Consider the following 20314-nt stretch of genomic DNA (forward strand, 5'->3'; position numbering starts at 1 on the left):
TGAAATTCAATGGAATTAAATATTTGTCACATGTATCCGGATCTTCTTAATGTATATGGAGATATAGGAAATATATTAATATTAAAATATAGAGCTGAAAAAAGAGGTATAAAAACCAATATTATAAATATTTCAGTTAATGACAGATTCAAAAAAGATGATTATGATATAGTATTTTTTGGTGGAGGTCAGGATTATGAACAATCCATAGTTTCTGATGATTTATCAAGATATAAAGGAAGAGAAATCAAAAAATATATAGAAAATGGTAAAGTTTTTTTATCTATTTGTGGTGGATATCAACTTTTAGGCAATTATTATGAAACTTCTACTGGAAAAAAAATAAAAGGATTAGCTGCTTTAGATATTTATACTAAGGCAGGTGAAAAAAGATTTATAGGCAATACTGTAATATTTAATGATGAATATAAGGAAACTTATGTTGGTTTTGAAAATCACTCTGGAAGAACCTATATAGGAAACTTGCAACCCTTAGGAAAAGTATTAGCTGGATACGGCAATAATGGAGAGGATGGATATGAAGGTTGTATTTATAAAAACACTTTTTGTACTTACTTTCACGGTTCATTATTGTCTAAAAATCCAGAACTTGCTGATAGGCTTTTATCCCTTGCTTTAAAAAATAAATTTGGCAATGTTTCTCTTCCTCCACTTAATGATAAATACGAGATGAAAGCAAAAGAATTTATTATTTCCCGGGAAAAAACTCAATAAAAATAAAATCTTTCGCTTTTTCTAATCATTTACCCAAAGCGAAAGATTTCCTCTTCTTTTCATTCCACTATTCGCTATTTAAAATACTGTTTATTTATCAACTTTTCATTAAAAAGTTCTTCATATTCCTTAGATGTTATATCATTAAAAGTTCTAAATTCATATCCTTTGTCTTTATAATATTGGATGATTTCTGGGAGAACTTCAACAGTAGTTTTCTTATAATAAGAATCGTGCATTAACACAACCAAACAATTAGTTTTATTTTCTATTTTTTCTGTTTGAGTTTTTATATTGCTCATCAATTTGTAACTAGGTATATTTCTTCCAAGTGCATCATTTGAACATATATTCCATCCAACATAATTAACATTATTTTGGTTAAGATAATTTAGAATCCCTTCCATAATGTTTTTATTAGAAGAAGAATTATTAATTCCTCCTGGAATTCTTATATATTGAACAGGTGCTTTTTCTATAATATTCTCAATACTTTCATTGCATTTTTGCAAATCATTTTTATAACACTCTAAATTCTTAAATACTTCCTCATATACATGAGAATAAGTATGTGAAGCTATACACATATTATTTTCACTTAACTCTTTAACTATGTCTGGATACTCTTCTGCTTTATTTCCTACGATAAAAAAGCTAGCTTTCACATTATTATCATTTAAAATTTTAATAATATTTCTAGTATTATTTATAGAAGGTCCATCATCAAAAGTTATATATACTTTTTTACTATTCTCTTTAACTTCTTTTTCTTCTTCCATTGAACTATAAATTGTAGGCACCGCATTTATAGTTACATGTAGAAACATTATTGAGGCTAATAAAAAAATATAACATATTCCTATTCTTTTTTTTATCCTTGCTATTCTTTTATATCTATTATTCATTTGAGCACCTTCTTTAATGTATATATCTTTTATAGCTTATGCAATAAACTAACTTTAAACCCATGTAAATAAAAGAAAGTGACTCTTTTTTTTCCAAAAAAATAATAAAGCAAAGCATTAAATATGCTTTACTCTAGAATGTTTTATATTCCTGGATAAAGTTCTAAAAATTTAAAACCAGCTACTAAAATACCTATATATATCAAAGAAAAAAACCAAAAAATTATATTCAATCCTACTCTGTTTTTAATTTTTTTTCTTTTGTTATATATCATTTTTATTATAGACATAATTATTGCAAAGACTATCAATACTACTGAAGATACATTTCCCGCCATTAATCTACTTGAATTATTTTGATCTACAGAAATCCATACTACATATATAGTTACAAACTGGACCAATAATGCCGCAAAAACAAAATACATTGGTCTAATTTTTTTCATGAAAATCCCCCTATCCTAATTTAATATTATTTAATATAAATACATAATTCATTATATCATATTATGTATGCAAACTACAAAGTAAGATATTCTCAAAATTAACTTAAAAAATAAATTTTAAATGTTTTTATATTTATGTCACAATCAATAATTATACTTATTATTATAAAGTATACATAAAATTATAAACCCTTAAAATCAATATCAATTTTAATATTTATTTTATGGACTAGCCATACTTTCTTGTGTTATAATTACATAACAATTTTTTGGGAGGTACACATGAAAAAAGTAACTGCTGCATTCTTTGATATTGACGGAACTTTGTATAGGGAAGGATTAATAACAGAAATCTTTAAAAAACTTATAAAATCAGAAATAATTGATAGCCAGCGTTGGTATAATGAAGTAAAAGAACATTATGTTAAATGGGATAAACGAATTGGAAACTATGATAATTATCTGCTCAAGATGGCTGAAATATATGTTGATGCTATAATAGGACTCCATGAAACTCAAGTGAATTTTATAGCTAAAAAAGTAATTGAGCAAAAAGGGGACAGGGTTTATACCTTTACTCGTGATAAAATTGAATGGCATAAAGCTCAAGGTCATAAAGTAATAACAGTCTCCGGTAGTCCAAATGAGTTAGTTAGAGAAATGTCTATAAAATTTGGATTTGATGATTTCGTTGGAAGTGAGTATTTAATGGATTCTAATAAAATGTATACTGGAGAAGTAATCCCTATGTGGGATAGTGATAGCAAAAAAAATGCTATAAATTCTTTTGTTAAAAAATATAATATAGACTTAAGCGAGAGCTACGCTTATGGAGATACTGCTGGTGATTTTACAATGTTAAGCATGGTAGAATATCCAACTGCTATCAACCCTACCAGAGAATTATTGACCAAAATTTCCAATCATCACATTTTACAAAAAAGCATTAACATTATAGTAGAAAGAAAAGATGTAGTTTATAATTTAAACTATAATTGCATTAAATAGTTAAAGCTGCTAGTTTCTTAACTAGCAGCTTTATTTTTATGTTTTATTTCTATTTTTTAGTGTCCATCACAGGCTTTATATCTTCATAAATATAATCATGTATTTGCTCTGTTGTTAAATCAAGATCTGTTGTCAAATAATATATCCCATTTATTTTTTTATCAAAAGCATTACCATCAATAGGAAATCTTTCTTGGTCTATGTTTGATATCCCTGCTTGTAATGCATCTATCCCTATAGATAACATATCCGTTGCACCAAGATTTGTTTCCACATATTGTGCTAATGTAGGTACTATAGTTGCAAATTTTGCTTTATCCATAGATGCAATCTTATTTAATAATGCAGTTAATACTGTTCTTTGTCTTTCAGTTCTTACAAAATCCCCACCTGCTGTATATCTTATTCTTGTATAGGATACAGCTTGCATTCCATTTAAAACCTGTAATCCTGATTTAGTAACAAGCTTTCTCTTTGTCTTAGATATTGTAGAAGTCTCTACACTGTATCCATTAATAAGATCAATTTCATCTTTTTTAACATCAATTTCTACTCCACCGAGAGTATCAATTATTTTTTCCATATCAAAGAAATCAACCGTCACGAAATATTTTATATTTAAATCAAAATTTTTATTAAGTGTTGATACTGCTAACTGAGGCCCTCCATAAGCATATGCATGGGTAATTTTATCTTTGTCATGACCACTAATGCTAACATAAGTATCCCTCATTATAGAAGATAGTTTTATTTTATTATGTTCCTTATCAATAGTAGCAATCATAATAGAATCTGAACGTGCTGTTTCTCCTGATTCTCTAGAATCTATTCCAAAAAAAGCAAAATTAATAACGTCATATTCATTTGATTTTTCCACTGCTTTGTCACTAACCTCAAGAGCTTCCTTTGTTTCTGTTATTTTAACTGTTTTGACTTTACTTAAATTAGAAAACATATTACCTAAATATCCTGCAATTGCAAGAACTAATAAAATTAATATAACAAATAAAATCCTTCTAGCTTTATATTTATTTTTTTTATTTGCTTTTTTTCTTCTAGCCATATTATTTACCCCTTTATAAAGTTTTGAATTAATTATATTTTTATTATACATGGAGATTATCTTTTTAAATAGCTTGTTCACATAAATTTAATTGTTTTATCTATTTCTTTTAGATTATTTTTAATTTCTGTATTATAAATTCAATGATTTCTTGATAATACTCCTGCTTTGTCCACAATACAACAAGGATATAATCCATACCATGCAACTTCACTCATTATATTCCGCTTATTGTTTTTACTTACATTTAAATCATTTTGCTCACATAATCAAATATTTTTTCGCTACTTTTTCCGTCCTCATAATTTATAAATTTTTCAGTAGCATTTTTTCTTATAGATTCATCTAAGGTTTCATCTTTTAAATAATTTTCTATACATATGAGTAACTCTTCAAATTTGTAACTAACAGCTCCTCCTTTGGCTTCATCTATACTATAGTATAAACCTCTATCATTATTTTTATATTCATGATAGTCATATAAATAATGAACTATAGGTCTATTCAACAAAAGAAAATCAAAGTAGCAACTTGAATAATCAGTAATAAGTATATCAGTAGATAACATCAATTCTTGAGTATCAATGTCTGAAGCTGAATCTAAATTTAAAATATACTTATTATTACTAATTGAATTTTCATCCTTACTATCAACATAGTGAGATTTTTGTATAATAACAGAATTATATTTTTGTAAGATTTCAACTAATTTTTGGTTATCAGATTGATTTAGTTTAGAAAAATCAAAACTAACAATCTTTTTATCCCTAAATGTAGGTAAGTAAGTTATAATTTTCTTATTTTCTAACTTTATATTATATTTATTTTTCAATTGTTCTAAAATTTCACTTTTTTTATTGATTATATATTTATTATCAAATAAAATATCATTTCTTGGTTGGCCAACATCAATAATTGAATTTTTATGAATTTTAAATGCTGTGGCTAATTTACTTTTATATTCTTCAGAAGATGCAATGTGTATATCATATTTAAATAATAGATTTTGAATTTCCTGATTGATTTTTCTCAAAAAACTTTTCTTTATTTCAAAACTGTCATATCCTATTTTTTTAAAAGCTACCCCGTGCCACAATTGAACTTTCACTGCCCCTCCAATTAAGTATAAAGGAGCTACATCCAGGTACTTTTGAGTCATAAAAACAAATTTTGATGTTGCCACATGATAATTTGCTTTAAAACTACCATATATAAAAGCTTTTCCTCCATTACTATTGATTTTATCAACAATTTTTTTATCCTTACAAATCCATATAGCATCTATTTTACTATGATTCTTTAATATATATTCATATAAATATTTAGTGTTATCAAAATATTTCTCACCATACCAAGATCCAAATACCCATTTTTGTTTTTTTCTAAAGAACAACTTTGTAAAAAAATACAAAAATAAGTTTAACATATTTACCATTATACTTTTGAAATAATACATGCAATTTCCTCCCTTTAGTACAGCATACGAATTACATTATATTCTATAATATCTCATAAAACAATGTATTTTTTTAACTTTATTCTTTACAACATTGGATTATTATGATAAAATGTATTAATGTTCATTATTTGAACTATAAGTTAGGGGTGATTTAATTGTCAAATAAAGAAATTCAAATTTTAGAATTGCTAAATAAAAATAACAACCTTAGCCAAAGAGATTTAGCAAATAAAACTCAACTTTCATTAGGTAATATAAATAGTACTATCAAGAATCTTATTGATAATAATTATCTATTTGTTGCCAATGAAAAAAACAAAACATTTTATACATTAACAGATGATGGCTTTAAATTAATAGAAGATTTTTTAAAACAAACTAAAGCAAAAAAACTCAATCTACATACTACAAATGAAAAATTAGTAAAACAAGCTGTTATTTTAGCAGCCGGAAAAGTTTCTGAATTCGATGTACCTATTGGTTGCTTAGAATTAGATGACTTGCCAATAATAGAACGAACTATTAATCAATTATTTTTAAATGGAATTGAAAACATAATTTTAGTAGCTGGATACAATAGTCATCATTTTAATTATTTACTAAAAGATAAAAGAATACAAATTGTTATTAGTGATAAATTCAAATGGACAGGCACTATGTATTCCCTTTCTTTAGCTGCAGAATACATAACTGATGATTTCTTATTAATCGAAAATGACTTAGTCCTTGAAGAAAGAACAATAAACCATTTGTTAGAAAACCCAAATAGAGATTCTATTCTAATAACTAATGAAAGTGGTTCAGGTGATGAAGCTTTTGTAGAAATTAAAAACGGTTTTCTTTATAAGATGGGTAAAGATATTCATCAATTTAATAGAATTGATGGTGAGATGATTGGGCTTAGTAAAATTTCACTTCCTCTTTATCATTTAATGTTAGAAGATTTTAAGAACAACCTTAATCCTTATCTAAATTATGAATATTTAATGATGGATGTAGGTAGAACTTATAGTATTGGTTATGTTAAAATTGATGATTTAGTTTGGGCTGAAATCGATAATTTATCTCAATATAATGAAGTACTAAACTTAACATTTCCTAGGATTAAAAGAAAAGATCTTTCTTTCCAAGTAGAAAATTTAAAAACTATTATTAGCTCTTGTCTGGATATAGAGAAAAATAAGATTCATGCTATTTTACCTATTGGTGGTATGACAAATAGAAATTACAAATTTTCATTTAATAATGAAAATTATGTTTTGAGAATCCCAGGTTATGGTACAGATGAAATGATATCAAGATCTGAAGAAAGCGCCAACTCTCATATAGCTTATACTAAAGATTTCGATACTGAAATACTTTATTCAAATGAAGTAAGCGGAATAAAAATTTCACGTTTTATTGAAAACTCAGAAACCTTAAATGCTACAACGGCAAAAAGTGAAGTTAATATGATTCTTGTTGCTGATATTTTAAAAAGGCTACATAATTCAGATATCACTTTTAACAATACCTTTGATGTATTTAATTTGATTGAAAAATATGAAACTCTTTTAGAAAATTACAATGGTAATAATTATGATGATTACCACTTAATCAAAGAATACGTTATGGAAACAAAACCTTTACTTGATGCCATGCAAATTACTAAAGTTCCTTGTCACAATGATACCGTTCCAGAAAATTTTATAAAAAGTGGTGACAATAAAATTTATTTGATTGATTGGGAATACAGCGGTATGAATGACCCTATTTGGGACTTGGCTGCACATTCTTTAGAATGTGACTTTTCAGAAGATCATGAAGAACTTTTTTTAAAGATATACTTTGAAAATAAAATTGATAAAGACATAAAAATAAGATTATTAATCAATAAAATACTTCAAGATTTTTTATGGTCATTATGGACAAATATAAAAGAAGCAAAAGGTGATAATTTTGGTTCTTACGGCATAGATAGATATAATCGTGCAAAATCCAATTTGAAAATTTTACATAGTGTGTTATAGGAGGTAAACAATGTTTATAAAAAAAACTAACAATGAACTAGAAATTGATTGGGCTTTAACTTTAATACCCTTAGCCATAATTATTGCTCTTTTTCTACTATTAATGGTTTTTCCTGAATCAAGTGCTAATACAATAGAATTTTTAAGAAATATTTTTGTAGGGCAATTTGGTTCCTTTTATATGATCTTTGGTTTAGGAGTTTTTCTTATTACCCTTTGGCTAGCTTTTTCAAAATTTGGTGCTGTAAAATTAGGAAATATCGAAAAACCTCGTTTCAGTACTTTTGCATGGGGTTCTATGATTTTCACTTCCACTATGGCCGCTGACATATTATATTGGTCTTTGATTGAATGGTCTTACTACTTCGGAGCCTCTCCATTTGGCATGAAAAATATGAGTTTAGCTCAAAAACAAGATTTTTCTTCTTCCTACTCTCTTTTTCACTGGGGACCAATTCCTTGGAGTTTTTATATATTACCTGCTGTTGCATATGGTTATATGTTCTTTGTGAAAAAAAGGAAAAGACAAACACTATCAGAAGCTTGTCGTTCAACTATTGGTTCAAAAGCAGATGGATTTTTAGGTAAGACTATTGATATTTTCTCTATAGTAGGCTTGCTTGCAGGCACTGCTACTACCTTCTCTCTTGCTACTCCTTTACTTTCTTTGATAATAGCTAGAGTATTTGGAATTGAACAAAGTATTTCACTTTCTATAGGCATACTTCTATTTATTGCTATAGTTTATACTACTGCTGTTACCATAGGAATTAAAGGAATTTCAAAATTAGCTAATTTATGCGTATTATTATTTGCAGCTTTAGTTTGTATGTTTATTTTTCTAGGGCCAACAAAGTACATTATAGAAAGTAGTGTAACTGGCTTAGGTAAAATGGTTCAAGACTTTTTTGGAATGGCAACTTGGATGGACCCTTTAAGAATTTCAGGAGAAAACGGTTCTGGTTTTCCTCAAGATTGGACAATATTTTATTGGGCATATTGGATAGCATGGTTTGTTGCAACGCCATTCTTTATTGGTAAAATATCCGAAGGCCGTACTATTAAACAAACTATACTTGGTGGTTTAACTTGTGGATTACTAGGAACTTATACTTCTTTTATGGTTTTTGGTAATTTCGGACTTTTCCAACAAGTAACTGGTAAAATTGATGCTGCTGCTATGGTTGCTAATGGAACTAATCCTTCTGAAGTAATAGTAACCATTATAAATCAAATACCTTTTAGTAACTTTGCTATGATTTTACTTGCTTTAGCAATGATTGCTTTTTATGCTAGTACATTCGATGCTATAACTCTTGTTGTTTCTGAGTATTCAGTAAAAAATCTACAGAATGTGGAAGAACCCCCTAAGATGTTAAGAGTTTTCTGGGCTTTAATCTTCATTATTTTACCTATAGCACTTATATTTAATGAAAGTACACTATACATGTTACAAACTTTTTCTATAGTTGCTGCCTTTCCTTTAGCACTGATCATGGGATTAATTATATATAGCTTTTTAAAGGATATTTCCTTGGATTTCAAATCGCTTGAAAAGGAAACCCAAAATATACAAAACACTCCTCTGATATTAAAAGAAGTTGTAGCTACTGAAAGCGAAAAAAATATTGATTAGTTTGTATTGAAATATTTTTGGAATAAAATAAAAAGAATGTAGCTCAACGATGTTTGGCTACATTCTTTTTATTAGGATATTTTGCTAAATATTTTCATTGATTTTAGTCTCCTTAATCTCAAAAACTACCTATTTATACTATATTCACTTACATTTTAAGTGTATTATGTGTTAATGGTTTTTTAAATGAAATATTATAGACAAAGCACTTGAAGTGATTTGTCTATATGGGGACCTGACTATGAAACTTACATAATAGTTGAACTTAATTTGATATATTAATACGACCAAACCTTAGTATAATAAGGAATATTATCATATATGTATTTTGCATCTTCTATTGAAAGTCTAACACATCCATGGGATACTGCTTGTCCTAATGTTCCAACTTGTACATTTCCAGCATTGTCTAACAACACTGTATGAAATAAATAGTTACCATAAAACCCTGTATAATACTTACATATAGTATTACTAGATACCCTAAACATAGCTCCCTTACTTTCTATTATATAAAATCCTTTTACAGTTGGAGTTGATTTTTTTCCTGTAGCACAACGTATGGATTTAATTATTTTCCAATTATTGGTGAAACCTTCAAATATATTAACCATTTGTTTTTCTTCATCAATTGTAATTAAATAACTTGTGCTACTTGATAAATCTTTTGTATTTATTATTCTCTCAAAACTTTCATTTGTTAATAGTTCTCCATTTTCTGCTATATAGTACCATACACTAGCACTTTCTATCCATCCAGTAGCTAATGACCCATTTGAATTTAAATAATACCATTTTCCTTGGTAATCAATCCATCCATTCGTCATAACTCCCTTTGAATTAAAATAATACTGCTTATTTTCATAGGTAAACCATCCTGTTTTCATTATTCCTGCAGAATCTAAGTAATACCTTCTATTATTTGAATCTTGTATCCATTCATTAGTTTTAATTAAACCATCTTTATTTAAATAATACCACTTACCACCTGAATCTTGAGCCCATCCATTTGCCTTTATTTCACCATTTCCATCCAAATAGTACCATATGCCTGAAGAATCTTGAACCCAAGTGTTTGTTTCCATAACTCCGTCTTTACCCAAATAACACCACTTACCTGAAGAGTATTGAAACCAACTATTTGCTTTCATAACTCCTTGTCCATCTAAATAATACCATTTGCCTAAAGAATCTTGAACCCAACTATTACTTTTCATTATGCCTTGATTATCTACATAATACCATCTTTGTTCTGAGTCTTCAACCCATGCTTGGGTTTTCATTACTCCTTCACTATAGTAGTACCAGTCTCCCTGACTTTCATTCCAACCGTTTAAACCTTCTGCATTTGTTGTTAAAAAATTTGTGCTTCCAACTAATATCAAAGTTATTAAAAACATTGATACACATTTCTTATTGATCAAACATATTACCCCTCTCTTTTTGCGCCTTACCACCTTACTAATTTTTACATATTATATCATACCATATATTTACTTTTTTTTAAAGAAAATACTTATTTGTTTTTTTTAGTATATGAGTGCAATAAAAAAGACTATTGACAAATTATATTTGTCAATAGCCTCAGTACATATTAATATAGGCTTTTTATAAGCCTATATTTAATTGATTTTTAAAAATTATAATTCTAAGATTTCAATTCCACTATAAGAATCTTTATAAACTATTTTGTTATTTATTTTCGAACTACTATAACCTTCAAATTTATTAAATTCTTTATCATTCCTAATAATGTTTTTCATAGTTTCTTCTGATATAATACATCTATAATTCTTATCTTTAATTTCAAATGTAAAAGAATTTTTATCATCCTTTGATTTAAGTGGCTTGATTTTAGTAATACTTCCTTCCTTCACATTAAATACCTTAGCTATAATTTTCATTATTTTGCTATTTGATTCTTTCTTGTATAGGCAATCAAATTCCCTCAATTCTTCAAGATTCTCAAACTCATAGATAACATCTTGCAGCTGTGGGTTTATAAATATTTCTAGCTTATCAATATTATCTTTTAATACATCTTCCCAATAAAAATCTTCTGATCCAACTTTTTCATAAGTACTCTCAACAAGAGGTACTATACTACTAGAGAACTCTTTTGAAAAATATACTGGCCCGTACATGTGCCACTGATTATATCCTCCCACTTCTATCTTCTTAATTCTATCTTTCTCATCTGTAAAAAGACACCATTCTTCTGTATGTCCTTCAGCTTTTATTGCACTGTACCAACTCCTGTGTTCAACAGTACTAAAAAGATTCTTAGTTATATAATTATCACTGGATAAAATATATGTATTTCTAAGCAAATGCCTTACATGATAAATTGTGGATAAATTATTTTTAGTATCATATTCTGGATTACAAATAAGTTTAACTCCATATTTCTCCACTAAATATTCAAATTTTTCCTTCAAGTATCCAACCACAATTGTTATATCCGTTATGGAGACCTCTAATAACTGTTTAATTTGGCGTTCTACCATACTTTCTCCTAAAACCTCTACCAATCCTTTTGGTTTTTCATAAGATAAAGGTACAAAACGTGATCCAAAGCCTGCTGCCATAATTATAGCATTATCAACAGTATGTTCTTTAATTTCATTGTGTTGCATTTCAACTAAATTATTCTTATTGTTTGGCTCTGTAACTATTTTGAATTTATCACAATCCACATCTTCACCCTCTTTTAAATTAAACTTATAGTATTTTTATAAGTTTACAATAATAAATAAACGCTTAACAAAATTTCGTAAAACAACTACTCCTGCTACAAATACCTGAATCACTAAGTAGTAAATTGATACATTTGTATTTAAATTAGCATCAATTAAATATATTATAGGAAAAATCAAAGCAAAATTAGGATATAGCACAAAGATATTAGCAATATATAAACATATTCTTTTTTTCAAGCTATCTTTTTTTGACTTATCTACATCATTTCCTAAACGTAAAGTATATATTATATAAAAACTTTCAAGATATCTATTAATCATTTCAATACTTATAACTCCCATAAAAAGGAATAAAATCATTACTGAATTAAACCTATTTATGCATATCATTGAATAAGCAAAAGATAGATTATATAAAGGATGGTTTATAATATGAGCCATATGATCAATTTCTTTCCCAAATTTTGAAAACTTTTTCGTTATTCTTGCTACTTCTCCATCAGAGCAATCAAGTATATACCACAAATGAATAAACATAATTCCTAATCCTTTTAATATGTTACTAGGAAATGAAAATAATATAGCCCCTAAAATTCCAGAGATAATCATCAAAACTGTAACATAATTAGGTATTATATTATATTTAATAAATAATTTTGTAAAAAGTGGTGATATAGATGCAACGTACGGATCCACTAAGGCAGTGTCAATATAACTATAATTCTGATAATTTTTTCTTATTTCTTTATACTTCATAAATATTACCCCTAACTTTTATATCAGTTTGTCCCAAATTTTATATCTTTTATAATAATTTGATATGAGTAGATTTATTTTTTTCGTTTCACAGTATTATACATTTCTCTCAGATTTGGTCTTAGTATACCTACATATAATGTGATCATAATAACATAATTAATTATTATAAAAATAATCATTTTAATGAAAATATTTACATCAATTGTATTATATAGCTTCTTGTCCACAAAATATATTATAACACTAAATGCTAGAAAAAAGAAAGTGTCTTTTTTATATGGGAAAACATTTAACAAAATTTTATTCTGAATAATATTAACACTATTTATTGTAACCAGTGAAATACTAGTTGCTATTGCTGCTCCATTAACTCCATATTTAGGTATTAGTAAGAAATTTAATATTACATTCATTACTAATAACAAAACCATATTTATCAAATTGTATTTTGCATACTCTGTCATATTTAGTAATGCTCCCACTGGCCCTGCCAAAGCATCAAAAACATTTCCTATTAATAATAAAAACAAAACTGGATATCCGTAAACGTAAGCTTCTCCAAAAAAGCCTAGTAAGTCTTTTGAAAAAACAATCATAAATATTATTACCGGCAAGGATAATAAAGATACAATTTTTATTATAATACTGAACATTTCATTTATTTTCTTTATTTGCTTTTCCTTATACATATCTGATATCATTGGCCAAAAAACAACAAATGGTGTTATAAACACTGCAACAAGTCCTAAATAATTTTCTGCCGCTTTATAAATACCAACTTGCTCATATCCAATGTATGCTTTAATCATTATTTTATCGATACTTCTCATAACAATATCTATACCCATAATAATAAATAATGATATAGAATATTTTATAAAATGAAAATATTCCTGTTTATCATAAATAGTTTCTTTTGTGAAATTCTGATTAAGTTTATACTTTCGAATATACAAAATTCTAAGTACTAAAAGTATAAATTCTGTTACCAAATATGCTAATAATGCACTTATTATATTCTTTCCATTAAGCATATAAAAAGCAAAAAAGAAAATTATTCTAAATAAGTTAATTAGCGCAGTGTTAAAGAAAGTTGAAATAATAGTTTTCTTCTCTCCTTGCAAAAATCCATCTATTACTTTTGATAATGATACAAGTATTAGAATTAGAAAAGTTACTATAATATATCTTTCATCTGATACATTAAAGAAACTGCATAATTCTTTCTTAAAAATCATCATCAATATTGATATAAAAATGGAATTGACAAAAACCATACTGAGTATTTTTTTTAGTAATGTGAATTTCAACCTATCATCACTGCTTATACGCGGAATAGTTCTAATCAAACTATTGTCTGTACCCAAAACAGTAAATAAGCAAAAAATGTTTACTATGGTGATATATATAGTATATTCACCATAGTAATTTGGACCAAGTAGTCTTCCCATAAGCATTTGAAAAACAAAGGCTAATCCCATACCAAAGATTTTCATTACAAAAACCAAGGATGTATTCTTAAGTAAAAACCGTAGCGAATTTTTTGAATCATTTCCCATAATTAACTCCTAATTTCTTCATTAAAATTTAAGCTTTGTCTATTCTATTATTATAATTTTCGTGCACTGTTAAAAATTTATAAATAATAAACAAAAATATCAATCCATAAATAGTTATTACTTTTATCATAGTGTTTTGGAAAGACATAAAAAACCATTGACCAACAAAGAATGAATAAAACACTAGAAAATATGGATTTTTTCTTAACCCGTTATAGAAATACAGCAAAACAAAAGCATATACCATTATACTTATAAAGGCAAAATTCCCAAAATCTAAATAAAATTCTGTGAATCCTGTAGTAACTGTTGCCGCTGGTGTATAGTATTTCTTAAATTGCTGAGCATATTCCATATCTTTATAGTTATGAACTAAATTATCAAGTTCAAATAACCCTACCAAAATTGGTCGTGCAGTATATATTCCATAAGTTTGAACATTATTTTCTTTTATATCTTTTATTGATAAGTTTAAATTAGCAAAACTCATAGGGAAATATCCATAATACCATGGCAAAATACTTGATTCCTTCAATGGACCAGAGTATTGAATCATGTCTTTATAACCAACGCTATAGTCCTGTTCTACTTCTTCATCATCCTCACTGGATGTTTCTTCAATTAATACCATTCCTTTTGTTTGATTATGAACTCTAAAATTACCCATTGATACACCAATAAAAAGAATTACTAAACTTATAGAAATGGCTTTTGCTATTATAAAATAATCTTCTTTAATTTTATTGGCATTATACATGAAAAAGAAAATCAAAATTTCAAAATATGCAATGAATACTTCCATCCTTGCTCCACGGCCAACCATTAAAATCATTACATCTATTAATGGGTATATTATAAATATTTTTTTCTTAAAGTTATCATATCCTAAATAGTTATATACGAAAATAACAAATAAACTTCTAGTAAAAAAAGATATAATAGGTGCTGAATAAGCATGAATGTCTATTCCAAATATATAAGGAAAAATATTTTTACTACCAATGTAATTTTCAACTAACAATAAAAGTATATAAACTCCGTTAATAATATGGCAAATATTTATTTTCTTTTTGAAAATTTTAAGATATCTTTCTCTCATAATAATCTTTCTTATATTTAAATTCTTGAATTTTTCTGAAAAAAGCATACAGATTATAAAGGCAATATTTATATAAATAAATATTAGATATGTACTAGAATCTATATCTTCATTTATTAAAAAATCTGACCATTTAAACAAATATAAAATTATATTTAAAATTAACCCGCCAAAAATAATGGTCCCGATACCCAAAAAATTCTTTTTTACAACTATTTCTCTTATCCAAAGTAAAATGTAGATTATGATTAATGAAATTAATAATATAAAAATAAAACTTACCTCCACTCTTTGATTGCTTTTTATAAAATAACTATTGTTTATTTATATCTCAATAAAAGTTAACTTTAATTAAAAACATCAATATTTATTTCTTTAATTTTCTCATTATTCATGAATAATGATTTTTTGTGTAGTATTTTCCCTTTAAGTTTATAAATTTCCACTAAATATTTAAAATTAAATCTTTCAAAAATCAGTGAATATCCTAAAAACACAAAAAATCTTTTTAAGATTTTAAACTTATCGGTACCAAAGCTCTTGTGAGTTTCATTCTTTAATAGCATTAAATAATGATTTCTAAAAGAAATGCCTCTTAAAAACTTTGATTGAGATTTTCTATTGTTTAAATAATTTTTTATTCCACCCCTGGATCCCCCTAATGCTCTGCCATGATAAGCAAGTGCTTTAGGATAGTATATATTTTTATATCCATATAAATTTAATCTCCAAGAAAGGTCTATATCTTCTTTGTATGCAAAAAAATCTTCATCAAAATATTCTTTTTCAATTTTTATATCTTCTAAAGCACTTTTTCTATAAAAAGCTGCTGCCCCACATACTCCAAAAATCAATTCAGTTTTTTCATACTGACCCACATCTTCTTGATTTTGACCTCTATCATAAGCTCTTCGGCTTCTTTCTACACATATTCCTGTACTATCAAAGATATTTAATTTAACATCTTTTTCAAAATCATATTTTAATAACTTACCATTTATAGCTGCAATTTCTGAGTCTGATTCCATTAAATTGCAACATTCTTTTACAAAATCTTTATCTAAAATCACATCAGGATTCATTATCATTACATAGTTGCCTGAGGACAAATCTATTCCTAGATTAGCCCCTCCTGCATATCCTAAATTAGTATCTGGTTTTATAACCTTAATATTTTCTTGCTTAAATAAATTTGAAACATACTCAAAAGAACCATCTACAGAACAATTATCTATAAATATAATTTCAAAGTTTTTATAACTTTGATTTAATATTGAATTGATACACCTTTGAAGATAATCCTTATTATTGTAATTAACAATCGCTATAGAAACAAAATCATTCATCTTATCAATACCTTCCAAATTCCAGTGTTTTTATTTACTTAGCAAATCCCATTTTTTATCTTTTTCTGATAATAATATTTCACCTATACCTTCAAGTGGCCATTGAATCCCTATATTGGGGTCATTCCATAATAATCCACCTTCATCTCCCGGTTGATAAAAATCAGTACATTTGTAACAAAATTCTGCTTCCTCTGATAAAACTAAAAATCCATGTGCAAATCCTTCTGGAATATAAAACTGTTTCTTATTTTCATCACTTAAAAGAACCCCATACCATTTCCCATAAGTCTCAGATCCTTTTCTAATATCAACAGCAACGTCAAATACTTCTCCTTTAATAACTCTAACTAATTTACCTTGAGGATGATTCTTTTGAAAATGAAGTCCTCTAAGAACTCCTTTAGTGGACATAGATTGATTATCTTGAACAAAAACCATATCTAGTCCTGCCGCTTTAAAGTCATTATAATTGTAAGTTTCCATAAAATAGCCTCTGCTGTCTCCAAACAAAGATGGTTCTATAACAAAAACTCCTTTTATAGGACTTTCAATAAATTTAAAATTACCCAAATTAATCTTCCTCTCTATCTATAAACTTTTTATATTTATTTATCTATTTATTATACATTTTTGAATAATAATTTTTATAATCTCCGCTAGTCACATTTTCAAGCCATTCTTTATTTTCTAAATACCATTTGATAGTTAGTTTAATACCTTCCTCATATGGAGTTTCAGGATACCAACCTAACTCTTCTTTTATCTTTGTAGGGTCAATTCCATATCTTTTATCATGACCTTTTCTATCTTCTACAAACTTCATCAATGTTTCTGAAACTTCATTATCCACATTTTCATTTATATATTCAATTATAGTTTTTACAATATGAATATTTGTTCTTTCATTATGTCCACCAACATTGTATACTTCACCAAGTCTTCCATTTGAAATAACCATATCAATAGCTTTGCAATGATCCTCTACATATAACCAATCTCTAATATTTAATCCATCCCCATAAATAGGTAAATCGTTATGTTTCAAACAATTATTAATTATCAATGGTATCAATTTTTCTGGAAATTGATATGGGCCATAATTATTTGAGCATCTAGTTATATTCACTGGCATTTTATATGTATCTGCATAAGCTTTTACCATTAAATCAGAACCTGCTTTACTTGCAGAATAAGGACTATGGGCATCAATTGGTGTAGTTTCCATGAAGAAACCTGTTTCTCCCAAAGAACCATATACTTCATCCGTAGATACATGTAAGAATTTTTTACCTTCCTTAAATCCATCTTCATTTTCCCAAGCTTCTTTAGCAATATTTAAAAGATTAACCGTTCCCAGTACATTTGTTTTAACAAAAATTTCTGGTTCTTTAATACTTCTATCCACATGTGATTCTGCTGCAAAATGAACAACATAATCAACTTCATTTTTATTGAAAATACTTTGTATATTCTCTTTGTCGCAAATATCAGCTTGAACAAATTCATATCTTTCATCATTTTCTATTTCTTTTAAATTTTCTAAGTTACCTGCATAAGTTAATTTATCAACATTTATTATTTTTATATCATCATATTTCTTAAGCATATACAAAACAAAATTAGACCCTATAAAACCTGCTCCACCTGTTACTAAGTATGTTTTCATCTTTATCCTCCTATAGTTTAACCTTTTGTATAAATTCTTTTAAAGCTTCTTCCCACTCTCTCATTTCATTACCAACAGTACATCTTAACATCATATTATCTAATGAAGAATAAGCTGGTCTTTTAGCTGCTCTTTTGTATTGTTCTGAATCACAAGGTGATACTATACATTCTATATTTGAAAGCTCCACAATCTTGGAAGCAAAATCATACCAACTACATTCTCCTTCACCAGTGCAATGGTAAACTCCATATTCTTGGGTTAAGGCAATTTTTAAAATATGATGAGCAAGATCTTCTGCATTAGTTGGGTTTCCTCTTTGGTCATCAACTACTTGAAGTTCTTGTCTTTCCTTAGCTGCTTTCATTATGGTTTTAACAAAGTTATTACCATAATATCCATATAACCAAGCTGTTCTAACAATAAAATGTTTTGAACAAAACTCTCTTATAAATGATTCACCTAAATATTTTGTTTTTCCATAAACCCCTACTGGTCCTGGCATATCATATTCTTTATAAGGTTTTACCCCATTTCCTTCAAAAACATAATCTGTAGATACATGAACTAACTTTATTCCTAAATTTTCAGCAGCAATAGCTAAATTTCTAGCTCCTAAAGAGTTAACCTTATAAGCTAAATCTTCATTGCTCTCACAAGCATCAACATTTGTATAAGCTGCAGGGTTTATTATTATATCTGGTTTCTCTTTATTAATAAAATCCACAACATCGTCTAAATTTGAAATATCCAAATCTTCTATATCTATACCAACAATTTCTGAATCTTTGTATCTTTCATCAATACTACCAATTTCTGATTTTCCAGCTTTTATTATATTAATTAACTGAGTCCCTAATTGTCCTTTAGCGCCTGTTATAACTATTTTCATAATCTAACCCCTTTATTTTCCTGCAATTTTCTTTGCAAGTTTTTTATCCTCTGCAATATTCATTAAATATTCACCATATTCAGTTTTCAATAATGGCTGCGCAAGTTCAATTAAGTTATCTTTATTAATATACCCTTTTCTATAAGCAATTTCTTCTAAGCAAGCAACATAAAGCCCTTGTCTTGTTTGAATTGCTTCAACAAAATTTGCTGCTTCTAATAGGCCTTTGTGTGTACCTGTATCTAACCAAGCCATACCTCTTCCAAAGAGTTCTACTTTTAAATCCCCTCTTTTTAAATATTCGTTATTTACAGCTGTAATTTCTATTTCGCCTCTTGCTGAAGGTTTTACATTTTTAGCTATTTCTACTACATCATTATCATAAAAATATAATCCTGGTACTGCGTAATTTGATTTTGGTATCTGTGGTTTTTCTTCAATAGACAGAACATTGTATTTATCATCAAATTCTACTACTCCAAAAGAAGTTGGATCACTTACATGATATCCGAAAATTGTAGCCCCTTCTTCTCTTGACACAGCTCTTTCAAGTCTTTCTGTAAATCCATATCCATGGAATATATTATCTCCAAGTACTAAAGCTACTTTATCATTACCAATAAATTTTTCTCCAACTATAAAAGCATCTGCTAATCCTCTAGGCTGTTCTTGAATAGCATACTCTATACTTAATCCCAAATTACTTCCATCATTAAACAAATCTTTGAAAAAGTTTATATCTCTTGGTGTAGATATAATTAGTATTTCTTTAATTCCCGCTAACATTAATACAGACATAGGATAATAAACCATTGGTTTATCATATATAGGCAATATCTGCTTTGATACCGATTTTGTTATAGGATAAAGCCTTGTTCCTGACCCTCCTGCTAAAATTATACCCTTCATAAATCCATCTCCTATCAACCCATTTGTTTTTAATTTTCATAAACCTATGTTATTCAACACATTCTACTTTAATACCCTAAAAAATATCATTAAAATTATATCATGTTTTAGCTAAAATTAA

18 protein-coding genes are annotated in these 20314 nt (G+C 27.3%); 4 read left to right on the top strand and 14 right to left on the bottom strand.

What is annotated here, in order from left to right:
* Positions 1 to 9: 9 nt before the first annotated feature.
* Complete coding sequence (locus tag BUB83_RS02795; protein ID WP_073336811.1) at positions 10 to 735, top strand: type 1 glutamine amidotransferase; 726 nt, start codon at positions 10 to 12, stop codon at positions 733 to 735.
* 74 nt (positions 736 to 809) lie between these two features.
* Here BUB83_RS02795 and BUB83_RS02800 read toward each other — a convergent pair whose 3' ends face one another.
* On the bottom strand, positions 810 to 1640 hold the full coding sequence (locus BUB83_RS02800) for a polysaccharide deacetylase family protein (protein WP_084133371.1): 831 nt from the start codon (positions 1638 to 1640) through the stop codon (positions 810 to 812).
* 143 nt (positions 1641 to 1783) lie between these two features.
* On the bottom strand, positions 1784 to 2086 hold the full coding sequence (locus tag BUB83_RS02805) for a hypothetical protein (RefSeq protein ID WP_073336813.1): 303 nt from the start codon (positions 2084 to 2086) through the stop codon (positions 1784 to 1786).
* Between the two features lie 282 nt (positions 2087 to 2368).
* On the opposite strand from BUB83_RS02805, the gene BUB83_RS02810 reads away from it, so the two are divergent.
* Positions 2369 to 3094, top strand: coding sequence for an HAD-IB family hydrolase (locus tag BUB83_RS02810; protein ID WP_073336815.1), 726 nt, complete (start codon positions 2369 to 2371; stop codon positions 3092 to 3094).
* 49 nt (positions 3095 to 3143) lie between these two features.
* Here BUB83_RS02810 and BUB83_RS02815 read toward each other — a convergent pair whose 3' ends face one another.
* A complete protein-coding gene (locus BUB83_RS02815; protein WP_073336817.1) occupies positions 3144 to 4157 on the bottom strand; it encodes an LCP family protein in 1014 nt (337 codons plus the stop codon).
* A gap of 247 nt (positions 4158 to 4404) precedes the next feature.
* On the bottom strand, positions 4405 to 5613 hold the full coding sequence (locus BUB83_RS02820) for a CDP-glycerol glycerophosphotransferase family protein (RefSeq protein ID WP_073336819.1): 1209 nt from the start codon (positions 5611 to 5613) through the stop codon (positions 4405 to 4407).
* A 158-nt stretch (positions 5614 to 5771) separates the two neighbouring features.
* Between BUB83_RS02820 and BUB83_RS02825 the strand changes: the two genes are divergently transcribed.
* Together BUB83_RS02825 and BUB83_RS02830 are read left to right on the top strand one after the other, a co-directional pair.
* On the top strand, positions 5772 to 7625 hold the full coding sequence (locus tag BUB83_RS02825) for a phosphotransferase (RefSeq protein ID WP_073336821.1): 1854 nt from the start codon (positions 5772 to 5774) through the stop codon (positions 7623 to 7625).
* A gap of 10 nt (positions 7626 to 7635) precedes the next feature.
* Positions 7636 to 9261, top strand: a complete 1626-nt coding sequence (locus BUB83_RS02830; RefSeq protein ID WP_084133372.1) for a BCCT family transporter — start codon at positions 7636 to 7638, stop codon at positions 9259 to 9261.
* A gap of 278 nt (positions 9262 to 9539) precedes the next feature.
* Here the strand turns inward: BUB83_RS02830 and BUB83_RS02835 are convergent, their stop codons facing one another.
* The 10 genes from BUB83_RS02835 to rfbA all read right to left on the bottom strand — a co-directional run bounded on the left by BUB83_RS02835 (position 9540) and on the right by rfbA (position 20193).
* On the bottom strand, positions 9540 to 10685 hold the full coding sequence (locus tag BUB83_RS02835; protein WP_073336823.1) for a L,D-transpeptidase family protein: 1146 nt from the start codon (positions 10683 to 10685) through the stop codon (positions 9540 to 9542).
* 216 nt (positions 10686 to 10901) lie between these two features.
* Complete coding sequence (locus BUB83_RS02840) at positions 10902 to 11957, bottom strand: sugar phosphate nucleotidyltransferase (protein ID WP_073336825.1); 1056 nt, start codon at positions 11955 to 11957, stop codon at positions 10902 to 10904.
* Between the two features lie 36 nt (positions 11958 to 11993).
* Positions 11994 to 12716 (bottom strand): CDP-alcohol phosphatidyltransferase family protein, encoded by a 723-nt coding sequence (locus BUB83_RS02845; RefSeq protein WP_073336827.1) that lies wholly within the window; start codon positions 12714 to 12716, stop codon positions 11994 to 11996.
* A gap of 74 nt (positions 12717 to 12790) precedes the next feature.
* On the bottom strand, positions 12791 to 14278 hold the full coding sequence (locus BUB83_RS02850) for a flippase (RefSeq protein ID WP_073336829.1): 1488 nt from the start codon (positions 14276 to 14278) through the stop codon (positions 12791 to 12793).
* A 28-nt stretch (positions 14279 to 14306) separates the two neighbouring features.
* Positions 14307 to 15377: an oligosaccharide repeat unit polymerase gene (locus BUB83_RS02855; RefSeq protein WP_143160461.1), complete on the bottom strand. Its 1071-nt coding sequence runs from the start codon at positions 15375 to 15377 to the stop codon at positions 14307 to 14309.
* Between the two features lie 347 nt (positions 15378 to 15724).
* Complete coding sequence (locus BUB83_RS02860; RefSeq protein ID WP_073336833.1) at positions 15725 to 16723, bottom strand: glycosyltransferase family 2 protein; 999 nt, start codon at positions 16721 to 16723, stop codon at positions 15725 to 15727.
* A gap of 30 nt (positions 16724 to 16753) precedes the next feature.
* Complete coding sequence (gene rfbC / locus BUB83_RS02865; protein ID WP_073336835.1) at positions 16754 to 17296, bottom strand: dTDP-4-dehydrorhamnose 3,5-epimerase; 543 nt, start codon at positions 17294 to 17296, stop codon at positions 16754 to 16756.
* Positions 17297 to 17339: 43 nt separating this feature from the next.
* A complete protein-coding gene (gene rfbB / locus BUB83_RS02870; RefSeq protein WP_073336837.1) occupies positions 17340 to 18392 on the bottom strand; it encodes a dTDP-glucose 4,6-dehydratase in 1053 nt (350 codons plus the stop codon).
* Positions 18393 to 18402: 10 nt separating this feature from the next.
* Entirely contained in the window at positions 18403 to 19284 is an 882-nt protein-coding gene (rfbD, locus tag BUB83_RS02875; RefSeq protein WP_073336839.1) for a dTDP-4-dehydrorhamnose reductase, read from the bottom strand.
* A gap of 12 nt (positions 19285 to 19296) precedes the next feature.
* Positions 19297 to 20193 (bottom strand): glucose-1-phosphate thymidylyltransferase RfbA, encoded by an 897-nt coding sequence (gene rfbA / locus BUB83_RS02880; RefSeq protein ID WP_073336841.1) that lies wholly within the window; start codon positions 20191 to 20193, stop codon positions 19297 to 19299.
* Positions 20194 to 20314 lie beyond the last annotated feature (121 nt).

Source organism: Clostridium grantii DSM 8605 (genome assembly GCF_900129965.1).
Taxonomy (GTDB): Bacteria; Bacillota; Clostridia; order Clostridiales; family Clostridiaceae; genus Clostridium_AF; species Clostridium_AF grantii.

What these genes read in the sequence shown, in the direction of transcription:
- BUB83_RS02810 (WP_073336815.1), top strand. Translation starts at nt 2,369, where the DNA reads ATGAAAAAAGTAACTGCTGCATTCTTTGATATTGACGGAACTTTGTAT.
- rfbB (WP_073336837.1), bottom strand. Translation starts at nt 18,392, where the DNA reads ATGAAAACATACTTAGTAACAGGTGGAGCAGGTTTTATAGGGTCTAAT.
- BUB83_RS02850 (WP_073336829.1), bottom strand. Translation starts at nt 14,278, where the DNA reads ATGGGAAATGATTCAAAAAATTCGCTACGGTTTTTACTTAAGAATACA.
- rfbD (WP_073336839.1), bottom strand. Translation starts at nt 19,284, where the DNA reads ATGAAAATAGTTATAACAGGCGCTAAAGGACAATTAGGGACTCAGTTA.
- BUB83_RS02800 (WP_084133371.1), bottom strand. Translation starts at nt 1,640, where the DNA reads ATGAATAATAGATATAAAAGAATAGCAAGGATAAAAAAAAGAATAGGA.
- BUB83_RS02820 (WP_073336819.1), bottom strand. Translation starts at nt 5,613, where the DNA reads ATGTATTATTTCAAAAGTATAATGGTAAATATGTTAAACTTATTTTTG.
- BUB83_RS02815 (WP_073336817.1), bottom strand. Translation starts at nt 4,157, where the DNA reads ATGGCTAGAAGAAAAAAAGCAAATAAAAAAAATAAATATAAAGCTAGA.
- BUB83_RS02830 (WP_084133372.1), top strand. Translation starts at nt 7,636, where the DNA reads ATGTTTATAAAAAAAACTAACAATGAACTAGAAATTGATTGGGCTTTA.
- BUB83_RS02855 (WP_143160461.1), bottom strand. Translation starts at nt 15,377, where the DNA reads ATGAGAGAAAGATATCTTAAAATTTTCAAAAAGAAAATAAATATTTGC.
- BUB83_RS02795 (WP_073336811.1), top strand. Translation starts at nt 10, where the DNA reads ATGGAATTAAATATTTGTCACATGTATCCGGATCTTCTTAATGTATAT.
- BUB83_RS02805 (WP_073336813.1), bottom strand. Translation starts at nt 2,086, where the DNA reads ATGAAAAAAATTAGACCAATGTATTTTGTTTTTGCGGCATTATTGGTC.
- BUB83_RS02845 (WP_073336827.1), bottom strand. Translation starts at nt 12,716, where the DNA reads ATGAAGTATAAAGAAATAAGAAAAAATTATCAGAATTATAGTTATATT.
- rfbA (WP_073336841.1), bottom strand. Translation starts at nt 20,193, where the DNA reads ATGAAGGGTATAATTTTAGCAGGAGGGTCAGGAACAAGGCTTTATCCT.
- BUB83_RS02860 (WP_073336833.1), bottom strand. Translation starts at nt 16,723, where the DNA reads ATGAATGATTTTGTTTCTATAGCGATTGTTAATTACAATAATAAGGAT.